The sequence below is a fragment of the Streptomyces sp. NPDC039462 genome, assembly GCF_055639375.1.
On record NZ_JBVKAO010000001.1, the window covers coordinates 1,727,596 to 1,738,966 of the forward strand.

Annotated in this window: 9 protein-coding genes; all 9 read left to right on the forward strand. The window is 71.5% G+C overall.

Annotated features, from left to right (window positions below):
• Positions 1 to 94: 94 nt before the first annotated feature.
• The gene (locus ACZ7LU_RS07160; RefSeq protein WP_471915963.1) at positions 95 to 2,329 is read left to right on the forward strand and encodes an aminotransferase class I/II-fold pyridoxal phosphate-dependent enzyme; all 2,235 of its coding nucleotides are present in this window, start codon (positions 95 to 97) and stop codon (positions 2,327 to 2,329) included.
• An 83-nt stretch (positions 2,330 to 2,412) separates the two neighbouring features.
• On the forward strand, positions 2,413 to 3,591 hold the full coding sequence (dpgA, locus tag ACZ7LU_RS07165; protein WP_468713812.1) for a 3,5-dihydroxyphenylacetyl-CoA synthase DpgA: 1,179 nt from the start codon (positions 2,413 to 2,415) through the stop codon (positions 3,589 to 3,591).
• Positions 3,592 to 3,605: 14 nt separating this feature from the next.
• Positions 3,606 to 4,265, forward strand: a complete 660-nt coding sequence (gene dpgB, locus ACZ7LU_RS07170; protein ID WP_471915964.1) for an enoyl-CoA-hydratase DpgB — start codon at positions 3,606 to 3,608, stop codon at positions 4,263 to 4,265.
• Positions 4,266 to 4,354: 89 nt separating this feature from the next.
• Entirely contained in the window at positions 4,355 to 5,647 is a 1,293-nt protein-coding gene (gene dpgC, locus ACZ7LU_RS07175) for a (3,5-dihydroxyphenyl)acetyl-CoA 1,2-dioxygenase DpgC (RefSeq protein WP_471916497.1), read from the forward strand.
• Between the two features lie 12 nt (positions 5,648 to 5,659).
• Positions 5,660 to 6,508, forward strand: a complete 849-nt coding sequence (locus ACZ7LU_RS07180; RefSeq protein WP_471915965.1) for an alpha/beta fold hydrolase — start codon at positions 5,660 to 5,662, stop codon at positions 6,506 to 6,508.
• Between the two features lie 56 nt (positions 6,509 to 6,564).
• Entirely contained in the window at positions 6,565 to 6,789 is a 225-nt protein-coding gene (locus ACZ7LU_RS07185; protein WP_398298708.1) for an MbtH family protein, read from the forward strand.
• Positions 6,790 to 6,836: 47 nt separating this feature from the next.
• Positions 6,837 to 8,978 (forward strand): ABC transporter ATP-binding protein, encoded by a 2,142-nt coding sequence (locus ACZ7LU_RS07190; RefSeq protein WP_468714581.1) that lies wholly within the window; start codon positions 6,837 to 6,839, stop codon positions 8,976 to 8,978.
• Between the two features lie 198 nt (positions 8,979 to 9,176).
• Positions 9,177 to 9,836, forward strand: a complete 660-nt coding sequence (locus ACZ7LU_RS07195; RefSeq protein ID WP_398298706.1) for a response regulator transcription factor — start codon at positions 9,177 to 9,179, stop codon at positions 9,834 to 9,836.
• A gap of 25 nt (positions 9,837 to 9,861) precedes the next feature.
• The gene (locus ACZ7LU_RS07200; protein ID WP_471915966.1) at positions 9,862 to 11,217 is read left to right on the forward strand and encodes a sensor histidine kinase; all 1,356 of its coding nucleotides are present in this window, start codon (positions 9,862 to 9,864) and stop codon (positions 11,215 to 11,217) included.
• Positions 11,218 to 11,371 lie beyond the last annotated feature (154 nt).

Below are 11,371 nucleotides of genomic sequence, written 5' to 3' on the forward strand. Positions count from 1 at the left end.
CCGGTTGGACGCGGTGGTGAACCGTCGGGAACCGTGTGACTCTGAGCGACGGATGACACTTTCCCGACAACTTCCGGACGCCTGGGGGAAATCGATGCCGGACCTGACGGCCGACGGCTCCGCACACTCCGCCACGAACCGAGCGGCGTTCGACCGCAGGGGACTGCGCCAGGGCGCACCGGGAAACCCCGGGCCACCCGAGACCACCGTGAAGATCCTCGGCCGCGTCTGGGCGGCGCCCCTGGTCGTCGGGCCGCTCTCCGCCCCGGCCCGCCCCGGCGGCGAGCTCGCCGTGGTCCGCGCCGCGGGCGCCGCCCAACTCCCCGCCGTGGTCGGCGCCTTCGCCGAACGCGCCTTCAGCGAACTCTCCTCGGCCACCGACGTCCCGCCGTGGCTGCGCACCTACGCCTTCCGGGACCGCGACACCGGCCGCCGGCTCGCCGCGCGGGCCGAGGACGCCGGATTCGGAGCGGTGCTCCTCGCGCTGGGCAGCCACGACGACATCCGCCTCAGGAAGGTCGCCGCCCCCGCCAACCTCACGCGGCCCACACCGTCGAACGACGTCCGCACCCTGCTCGACACCCACGCCGACTGGGCCCACGTGACGGATCTGCGCGCGGCCACCGCGCTGCCGCTCCTTGTCGCGGGCGCACCCACCGCGTCCGACGCGCTCCGCGCCGTGGACAGCGGCGCCGACGGCATCGTGGTCACCTCCCTCGACGCGCTTCCCGCGATCGCGGAGACCGTGGCGGGCCGCTGCCCGGTCCTGCTGAGCGGCGGGATCCGGCGCGGCGCGGACATCCTCGTGTCGCTCGCGGCCGGTGCCGACGCGGTGTTCGCCGGGCGCCCCGTCCTCGACGGGCTGCGGGCCGGCGGGCGCGCGGGTGTGGCGGAGGCGCTGGACGGCCTCGTCCGGGAGCTGGGCGGCGCGATGACGTTCACCGGCACAGCCACCGTCGCGGACATCGGCCCGGGCCTGGTCCGCACCGGGCCGCCCGCCGCGGACACGGCACCGCCCGCGGCCGCGCGGCCGCTGCGGAAGGCCGAGCTGCACGCCAGCGTGTCCGCCCCGGTCCTGGACACGATGACCTTCCTCAACGAGATCACCACCCGCTACCCGGAGGCGATCTCCTTCGCGCCGGGGCGCCCCCACGACGGCTTCTTCGACACCGAACAGATCTTCACCCACCTCCGCCGGTACCTGAACCACCTCGAGGAGCAAGGGTTCTCACCGCAGCAGGTGCGCACCGCCATGTACCAGTACGGGCCCACCGCGGGCCAGATCCGCGAGATCATCGCCGACTCGCTGCGCGCCGACGAGAACATCGACGTCCCGGCCGAGTCGATCGTGGTGACCGTCGGCGCGCAGGAGGCCATGCTCCTCGTCCTGCGCGCCCTGATCACCAGCCCCGACGACGTGCTCCTGGTCTCCAGCCCCTGTTACGTGGGCATCACCGGAGCGGCCCGTCTCCTGGACATCGCCGTCACTCCCGTCGAGGAACACGAGGACGGCGTCTCCTGCGCCGACTTGGAAGCGGCGATCAGGAACGAGCGGGCCCGCGGGCGCCGCCCCCGCGCCTTCTACGTCGTCCCCGACCACTCCAACCCGTCGGGCACCACGATGGGACCGCAAACGCGGGCCGAACTCCTCGAACTCGCCGCCCGGCACGGCATCCTCATCCTGGAGGACAGCCCCTACCGCCTGGTCAGCCCCGGCCCGCCGCTGCCGACGCTGAAGTCCCAGGACCGTGCGCACACGGTCGTCCACCTGGGCTCCTTCTCCAAGACCGTGTTCCCGGGCGCCCGCGTCGGCTTCGTCGTCGCCGACCAGCCCGTCGTCGACGAGTCCGGGCACACCGGCCTGCTCGCGGACGAACTCTCCAAGATCAAGAGCATGGTGACGGTCAACACCTCATCGCTCAGCCAGGCCGCCGTGGCGGGCACGCTCCTCGCGGCGGGCGGCCGGGTCTCGGAGCTGAACGCGGCGGCGGCCACGTATTACGGCGACGCCATGCGGGCCACGCTCAGGGAACTCGACGTACACCTGCCCGCGGAGCGGCGGGAGGCCCTCGGGGTGCGGTGGAACGAACCCACCGGCGGGTTCTTCCTCACCCTGCGGGTGCCCTTCCGCGCGGACAACGCCGCGCTGATCCGCTCGGCACAGGACTTCGGCGTCATCTGGACGCCGATGACGTACTTCCATCCCGGCGGCGGGGGCCTGCACGGCATCCGCCTGTCGACCAGCTATCTGACGCCCGCCCAGATCCGGGAGGGCACCGCGCGACTCGTGCGGTTCATCGAGGCGGAGAGCGCGCGAGCCACGACCTGACACAAGGAAGGACAGACAGTGACCGGCACCGAGACCATGCGGCACCTGCGCAGCAAGCCACGAATGTGGGGGTGGACCTTCCGATGACCACGGGGATCGCAGCATCGACGACCACGGACCTCGCACCGCCCGGCACCCTCGACGACGTCCTGACACCGGGGGGACCCGCCACGGCGGTCGCCCACCCCCGCATCGTCGGCGTGGGCACGGCCGTGACCGCCGCGTCCTACTCGCAGCCGGAGGTGCTCGACGCCTTCGGGATCACCGACCCCAAAGTGCGCTCGGTGTTCCTCAACAGCGCGATCGAACGGCGCAACCTCGCCCTTCCTCCGGAGGACGCCCACGGCGTCCGCGCCCCCGAGTCCCAGGGCGACCTCCTCGACAAACACAAGGCACTGGCCCTGGAGATGGGCGGCGAGGCCCTGCGCGCCTGCCTGAAGAAGGCCGGCGCCGACCTCGCGGACCTGCGCCACCTGTGCTGCGTGACCTCCACCGGACTGCTCACGCCCGGGATCAGCGCCCTTCTCATACGCGAGTTGGGCATCGACCGCCACTGCAGCAGGACCGACATCGTCGGCATGGGCTGCAACGCGGGCCTCAACGCCCTCGGCGTGGTGGCGGGCTGGTCGGCGGCCCACCCCGGGGAACTCGCCGTCGTGCTCTGCGTGGAGGCGTGCTCGGCCGCGTACACCGTGGACTCGACGATGCGGACGGCGGTCGTCAACAGCCTGTTCGGCGACGGCGCGGCGGCCGTCGCACTGCTCACGGGACCGGGCACCGGCACGCATATGGGCCCGGACCCGGAGGACGTGGACCCCGAGGCGCCGGCCGTCCTGAAGTTCGCTAGCTGCGTCATCCCCGAAGCGGTCGACGCCATGCGCTACGACTGGGACCGCGTCCAAGGCAGGTTCAGCTTCTTCCTCGACCCGCAGATCCCCTACGTGGTGGGCGCGCACGCCGAACTGGTCGTCGACCGGCTCCTGGCGGGCACCGGGCTGCGCAGGAGCGACATCCGCCACTGGCTGGTGCACTCAGGCGGCAAGAAGGTCATCGACGCGGTCGTCGTCAACCTCGGACTGACCCGCCACGACGTCCGGCACACCGTCGGTGTGCTGCGCGACCACGGGAACGTGTCCAGCGGCTCGTTCCTGTTCTCGTACGAACGCCTCCTCGACGAGGGGGTGACCCGGCCCGGCGAGTACGGAGTGCTCATGACCATGGGGCCGGGCTCCACGATCGAGACGGCGCTGATCCGATGGTGAGGACGGAACGGACCATGTACGCACTGGAGTTGGACGGATCCGAACCCCTGTCGGCCACGGCGGTCAAGGCCGTCGCCGCCCTCTGCGACCGCACCGAGGACGGGGGAGACGGTGTCGTCGCCCTGCACGTCACCGGGGCGCCGAAGGACGGCTGGGCCGATGGCCTCGACGTCATGCTGGTCACCAAGTGGGAGCGGGCGCTGCGCCGCCTGGAGCGGCTGCCCGCGGCCACGGTCGCGGTGGCGCGCGGCGACTGCGGCGGGACCGCGCTCGAAGCGTTCCTGGCCGCCGACGTCCGCGTCGCCTGCCCGGACACGCGGCTGCTCCTCCCGCGCGACACCAAGGCCACCTGGCCCGGGATGGCCGGCTACCGCCTGGTCCGGCTCGCCGGGGTCGCCCGGATCCGCAAGGCCGTCCTGTTCGGCCGGACCATCGAGGCGGCCGAGGCGCTGGCGCTGGGCGTCGTCGACGAGCTGACGGACGATCCGGAGGCCGCGGTCGCGGGCGTCGCCGAGCTGGCCGGCGGGCTTTCCGGCAAGGAGGTCGCGATCCGGCGGCAGTTGATGTTCGACGCCGCGACGACCGGCTTCGAGGACGCACTCGGCGCGCATCTCGCGGCCTGTGACCGTGCGTTGCGGCACGTGGCGGCCGGAGCGGCGGAGGAGGCCTCGTGACGGCCACGCTCCCGAGCCAACCGCCGCACCCGGGACAGCCGTCAGCACCGCAGCAGCCGGTGCACCCGTCCCCGCCCGGTCGCGCCGACGTGCGGGACGCCTGGGCGGAGCTCGTCGCGGGGACCGGCGTCGTGGCCCGCGTCGACGAGCTGGTGGCCGGTCTGCCGGAGCCGCCCGCCCGCACTGCCGAGCAGCGCGCCGAGGTCGCCGCGGCCAAGGACGCGGCGCGCGCACTGCGGGTCGCCTTTCTCGACACGCACGCGGACGCCGTCTACGACCGGCTGACCGCGGACCGCACCCAATCCCCGCGCATCGAGGAACTCCTCGCCGCCGCGGCCGTCGCCTTCCCTGGCCTGGTGCCCGGCGAAGCCCGGCTCGCGGCCGAGCGGAGCAGGACGCAGGCCGCCAAGGAGGGGGACGAGATCGACCAGGGCATCTTCCTGCGGGCCGTGCTCCGCTCCCCGTCCGCTGGCCCGCATCTGCTCGACGCCATGCTGCGGCCGACCCCTCGCGCGCTGGGGCTCCTCGAGGAGTTCACCCGTACCGGAGTGGTGGAGATGGAGTCGGTGCGCGTCGAACGGCGCGCCGACGGTGTGGCGCGGCTGACCATGTGCAGGGACGACTGCCTGAACGCCGAGGACGTCCGCCAGGTCGACGACATGGAGACCGCCGTCGACCTCGCGCTGCTCGACCCGGCGGTCCGGGGCGGACTGCTGCGCGGCGGGGAGATGACGCACCCCCGCCACCGCGGCCGGCGCGTCTTCAGCGCGGGCATCAACCTCAAGAGCCTGAGCGCCGGTGACATCCCGCTCGTCGGGTTCCTGCTGCGCCGCGAGCTCGGCTACCTCCACAAGATCGTGCGCGGGGTGCGCGCCGACCACCCCGGCCGGTGGCACTCGCCCCTCGCGGAGAAGCCGTGGGTCGCGGCCGTCGACGGCTTCGCCATCGGGGGCGGCGCCCAGCTCCTGCTGGTCTGCGACCACGTGCTCGCCGCGTCGGACGCCTACCTCAGCCTGCCCGCCGCGAAGGAGGGGATCATCCCCGGCGTCGCCAACTTCCGCTTCAGCAGGTACGTCGGGCCGCGCCTGTCCCGGCAGGTGATTCTGGAGGGCCGCAGGATCAGGGCCGCCGAGCCCGACGCGCGGCTGCTCGTCGACGAGGTCGTGGAGCCCGAGGACATGGACGCCGCCGTCGAGGCGAGCCTGGCCCGGCTCGACGGCGCCGCGGTGCTCGCCAACCGGCGGATGCTCAACCTCGCGGAGGAACCGCCGGACGCGTTCCGCGCGTACCTGGCGGAGTTCGCCCTCCAACAGGCCCTCCGCATCTACGGCCAGGACGTCATCGACAAGGTCGGCCGCTTCGGTGCGACACCGCACGGCTGAGGGGACACCGCCATGCCGATCGCCCGGATCAACGGGACCAACCTCGGCTACGACGAGTACGGCACCGGAGAGCCGGTCGTCATGGTCACCGGCACCGGTGCCCCCGGCCGGATGTGGCGGACCCACCAGGTGCCCGCCCTCACCGGCGCGGGCTACCGGGTCATCACGCTCGACAACCGGGGGATCCCGCCGAGCGACCCGTGCCCCGACGGGTTCACCCTCGTCGACATGGTCGCGGACGTCGCCGGACTCATCGAGCACCTGGGCGCGGGTGACGGCGCGTGCCGGGTCGTCGGCTACTCCCTGGGCGCGATCGTGGTCCAGGAACTGCTGCTGACCCGGCCCGACCTCGTGCGCCAGGCCGTCCTGATGGCGACCAGCGGACGCACCGACGCCCTCACCGCCGCGATGACCGCGGCCGACGTGGAACTCAGCGACGCCGGAGGCAAACTCCCGCCCCGCTTCGCGGCCTACGTACAGGCCCTGCAGAACCTCTCCCCGCGCACGCTCAACGACGAGGAGCGCCTGCGGGACTGGCTCGCGGTCCTGGAGATGTCGGCCGTGGACGCCACGGCGACGGGCGTGCGCGGCCAGCTCGGGCTCCAGCTCATCCCTGACCGGCTGGCCGCGTACCGCCGCATCGACAGGCCGTGCCTGGTCATCGGGTTCCAGGACGACCTGGTCATCCGCCCGCACCTGTCCCGCGAGGTCGCGCGGAGCATTCCCGGCTGCTCCTACACGGAGATCCCGGGCTGCGGCCACTACGGATATCTGGAGAGGCCCGCGGCGGTGAATTCGGCGATCACCGAATTCTTCGCAGGCCGCCTGGACAACCTTGTCGGCCCCGAATCACCCCGCTAGCGTGAAACACGTCCTGCCGACGGAAATTGAGCCGACGGAAATTGATCGGAGTGGTTATGCCGAACCCGTTCGACGACGAAAACGGCACCTTCCTGGTTCTCGTGAACGACGAGAACCAGCATTCGCTCTGGCCCGCCTTCGCCGAGGTGCCGGCCGGCTGGAAGGCCGTGTTCGGAGAAGACACGCGCAAGGCCTGCCTGGACTACATCGAGGAGAACTGGACGGACATGCGTCCCAAGAGTCTCATCGACGAGATGGAGAAGTCCGAAGCCGCCGGCTAGGCGCTCCCCGACCGAAACGACAACGAAAACAGGAGGTTTTCGTGGCCATGATCGGCGGCCCGGGGCCGGTACTGATGCGGGGGATGGGTCCTGACGAGTCGGTGACCAAGCAGAAGATAAAGCCTGGCACGGCCAAGCGAATCCTCCCCTATACGAAACCGTATCGCTTCAACATAGGCGTTCTCCTGGTCGTCACCGTGCTCAACGCGGGCAATGTGGTGGCCACGCCCCTTCTCTTCAAGTACCTGATCGACGACGGCATCGTCGAGGGCAACACGTCGGTGGTCGTGTGGATCTCGGTGATCGTCGCCGTCCTCGCCCTGCTGAGCACCGGCTTCGGCTTCGCGGAGGCCTGGTACTCGGGCCGGGTCAGCGAGGGGCTCATCTACGACCTGCGCACCAAGATCTTCGACCACGTGCAGCGACAGCCGCTGGCGTTCTTCACCCGTGCCCAGACCGGGTCCCTCGTCAGCCGCCTCAACACCGATGTCGTCGGCGCCCAACAGGCGGTCACGGCACTGCTGTCCACGGTGGTGTCCGCGGGACTGACCCTGCTCCTCGTCCTCGGCGCGATGTTCTACCTCTCCTGGGTGGTCACCCTGGTCTCCCTCGTGGTGATCCCGCTCTTCATCCTGCCGGGCCGGGTCGTCGGCCGCAGGCTGCAGCGGATCATGCGGGAGCACATGCAGGTCAACGCCGAGGTCGGCTCGTTCATGAACGAGCGCTTCAACGTGACCGGCGCCCTGCTGAGCAAGCTGTACGGCCGCCCCGCGACCGAGACGGGCATGTTCTCCCGGCTGGCGCGCAAGGGCCGCGACCTGGGGGTCCTGACCTCCGTCTACGGCAAGATGCTCTTCCTGACGATGACGCTCGTCGGCGCCATCGCCACCGCCCTCGTCTACGGCATCGGCGGCGCCCTCGTCATCGAGGGCACGTTCCAGATCGGCACGCTGGTGGCCCTCGCGACGCTGCTCACCCGGCTGATGGGCCCCATCAACCAGCTGTCGAGCGCGCAGACGAGCGTGCTGACCGCCCTCGTCAGCTTCGACCGGCTCTTCGAGATCCTCGACCTGAAGCCGCTGATCTCCGAGAAGCCCGACGCGGTGCCCCTGCCGGCCGCCGCGGCCACGGCCGCCGCCGACGGGAGTTCCAGGGCACCGGAGGTCACGTTCGAGAACGTGTCGTTCCGCTACCCGAAGGCCTCGGACGTCTCCCTCGCCTCGCTGGAGTCCATCGCGCTCCCCTCGCAGGAGCGCGCGCAGAACACCTGGACCCTGCGCGACCTCACCTTCACCGTGCCCGCGGGCAAACTCACCGCCCTGGTCGGCCCGTCGGGCGCGGGCAAGACCACCATCACCCACCTGGTGCCGCGGCTCTACGACCCCGTCGAGGGCGTCATCCGGATCGGCGGCCACGACATCCGCGACGTGACGCTGAAGTCGCTGAACGACACCGTTGGCATGGTCACGCAGGACGCGCACCTCTTCCACGCGACCATCCGCGACAACCTCACCTACGCGCGGCCCGACGCCACCGAGCAGGAACTGATCGACGCGTGCAAGGCCGCGCAGATCTGGGACCTGATCGAGTCGCTGCCCGACGGCTTCGACACCGTGGTCGGCGACCGCGGCTACCGCTTCTCCGGCGGCGAGAAACAGCGCGTGGCCATGGCGCGGCTGCTGCTCAAGGCCCCGCCCATCGTCGTACTCGACGAGGCCACCGCCCACCTCGACTCGGAGTCCGAGGCGGCACTGCAACGGGCCCTGAAGACCGCACTGAAGGGCCGCACCTCGCTGGTGATCGCGCACCGCCTGTCCACCATCAGGGACGCCGACCAGATCCTCGTCATCGACAAGGGCCGCGTCCAGGAACGCGGCACGCACGAGGAACTGATGCAACTGGAGGGCATGTACGCGGAGTTGTACCGCACACAGTTCTCCCGCCAGCCCTCGAAGAACGGCGACGGGCCCGTGCCCGAGCCGGTCGGCGGTCCGCACGGCCCCGGCCCCGTCCTGACCGGCGGCCCCGGCGGCCCCGGCGGACCGATGCCGGGCGGCCCGCACGGAGCCTTCCCCGGCGGCCCGGGAGTCTTCCTGGCCGGCCCTGGCGGACCCGGCGGACCCGGAGGCCCCGGCGGACCGGGTGGACCGGGCGGTCCCGGCGGCCCACCGCCCCAGGGCCACGGATGACCCCTGGTCACGGATGAGATGAGCCCTGCCCCTCCCACGGCATCCGCGATGCGGCACCCCGCATCGCGGATGCCGTTCCGTCACACCGGCCCGCGCTCGGCGCCCCGCCGGTACGCTGAATCGTGGCGGCGGGCTGTGACCAGTGTGTGACCCCCGCTCGGAGATCCTGTCAGCCATGATCCATCGGGGGGTGGGGCTGTGAGGGTGCTGGTGGTAGAGGACCAGGCCGAACTCGCGGATTCCGTGGCCAGAGTGCTGCGCCGCGAAGGAATGGCGGTCGACGTCGTCTACGACGGCGAGGGCGCCCTGGAGCGCGCCTCCGTCGTCGACTACGACGTGGTCGTACTCGACCGCGACCTGCCCACCGTGCACGGCGACGAGGTGTGCGGCGCCCTGATGTCGGAACCCGCCCGCACGAGAGTCCTGATGCTCACGGCGTCCGGGACGATCGCGGACCGGGTGGAAGGACTCAGCCTCGGCGCCGACGACTACCTCCCCAAACCCTTCGCGTACGCCGAACTGGTCGCCCGCATCCGGGCGGTGGCCCGCCGCGCCCAGCCTGCCGTGCCGCCGATCCTCGTCCACGGCGACCTGCGGCTCGACCCGGCCCAGCGGATCGCGACCCGCGCCGGGCAGCGGCTCTCGCTCACCCCCAAGGAGTTCGCGGTCCTCGAATACCTGATGGCGGCCCGCGGCCGCGTCGTGTCCGCCGAGGAACTCCTCGAACGGGTGTGGGACGAGGCGACCGACCCGTTCACCACGACGGTCAAGGCGACCATCAACAGGCTGCGGCCGAAGCTCGGTTCACCACCGGTGATCGAGACCGTGCCCCGCGGCGGGTACCGGATCCGACGATGACCTGAGGATGCGAAGCGAGATGCCGATGCGTCTGCGAAGTGCGGCCCGCGCGGCCCTGTCCCGAGCCGGACTCGTCTCGCGCCTCCTGCCCCGACGGGTCCGCATGCGGCTCACCCTGCTGTACGGCCTGCTGTTCGTCGTGTCCGGCGCCGTCCTGCTCACGATCACCTACCTGCTGGTCAACCGCCCCAACAGCACCGTGCTCGTCAGCCGCCGCGGCGGCTCGGGCCCACCCGGCGACGCCGGCGTCCACATGTACCGGCGCGACCAGGTCCCGGGAGCCGTCGACAGCTTCGCCCACGCACAACAGCAGCAGGCGATGCGTCAGCACGCCGCCGAGATGCAGCACCTGCTGACCCAGTCCGGCATCGCGCTGGCGATCATGGCGGTGATCGCCATAGGTCTCGGCTGGCTGGTCGCGGGGCGCGTACTGCGACCGCTGCGCACCATCACCACCACCGTCCAGCGCATCTCCGCGCACAACGTGCACGAGCGCCTCGCCGTCGAAGGGCCGGGCGACGAGCTGAAGGACCTGGCCGACACCGTCGACGGCCTCCTCGGCCGGCTGGAGGCCGCGCTGGACTCCCACAAGCGCTTCGTCGCCAACGCCGCACACGAACTGCGCACCCCCCTGACCGTCGAACACGCTCTCCTTGAGGAGTCCCTGATCGACCGCGAGGCGACCGTCGACTCCTTCCGCGCCAACTTCGAGCGGCTGCTGACCCTCAGCGAACAGCAGGCCCGCCTCCTGGAGTCACTGCTGACCCTGTCCGGCAGCGAGCGCGGCCTCGACCGCAGGGAACCGCTGGACCTGGCGGAGCTGGCCGACGACGTGGTCCTCGCGTCCCGGCCGGAGGCCGACCGGCGGGGGCTGCGCGTGGAGACGCACATCGAACCGGCGTTCACCTGGGGCGACGACGCGCTCGTCGAGCGTCTCGTCGCCAACCTCCTGGACAACGCCATGGGTTACAACGCGCCCGACGGCTGGGTGGCGGTCGTGACCGGCGTCAGGAACGGGCGCGCCTTCGTCCGCGTCTCCAACACCGGCCCGCAGATCCCGCCCGCCGGAGTGAGCCGCCTCTTCGAGCCGTTCCAGCGCCTCGGCCGGACGGCCGACAACGGACACCACGGTCTCGGCCTCTCCATCGTCCGCTCCATCGCGGTGGCCCACGACGCGACCCTGAACGCGCACGCGCGGCCCCAGGGCGGCCTCGTCGTCGAAGTGGACTTCCCCCTGCGGACACCGGCACCACCGCCCCCGCACCAGGCACCGCCGCCCCCGCACCAGGCACCGCCGCTCCCGCACCAGGCACCGGCGGAACGTTCAGGAATGACCACCGCGGACGGTCGCGCCCATTCCCCCCTGGGTCATAGCATTTAATTCTCCGTGCGAGGCCACGCGCCTTTTCCTTTGCATGCCCGTCCGGCATGCCTGAGCGCGTACCCGTATCTCTGTCCAAGTGCGAAAAGTGCGCGGTTGGACGGCTCGTACGGCCTTGACAGACATAGCTGGTAAGCCGAGGGGGATTACTCGG

Bases quoted from the DNA above. Each gene is read 5' to 3' on its own strand.
- ACZ7LU_RS07185 (WP_398298708.1), top strand. From the start codon at position 6,565: ATGCCGAACCCGTTCGACGACGAAAACGGCACCTTCCTGGTTCTCGTG.
- ACZ7LU_RS07200 (WP_471915966.1), top strand. From the start codon at position 9,862: ATGCGTCTGCGAAGTGCGGCCCGCGCGGCCCTGTCCCGAGCCGGACTC.
- dpgA (WP_468713812.1), top strand. From the start codon at position 2,413: ATGACCACGGGGATCGCAGCATCGACGACCACGGACCTCGCACCGCCC.
- ACZ7LU_RS07160 (WP_471915963.1), top strand. From the start codon at position 95: ATGCCGGACCTGACGGCCGACGGCTCCGCACACTCCGCCACGAACCGA.
- ACZ7LU_RS07190 (WP_468714581.1), top strand. From the start codon at position 6,837: ATGATCGGCGGCCCGGGGCCGGTACTGATGCGGGGGATGGGTCCTGAC.
- dpgB (WP_471915964.1), top strand. From the start codon at position 3,606: ATGTACGCACTGGAGTTGGACGGATCCGAACCCCTGTCGGCCACGGCG.
- ACZ7LU_RS07180 (WP_471915965.1), top strand. From the start codon at position 5,660: ATGCCGATCGCCCGGATCAACGGGACCAACCTCGGCTACGACGAGTAC.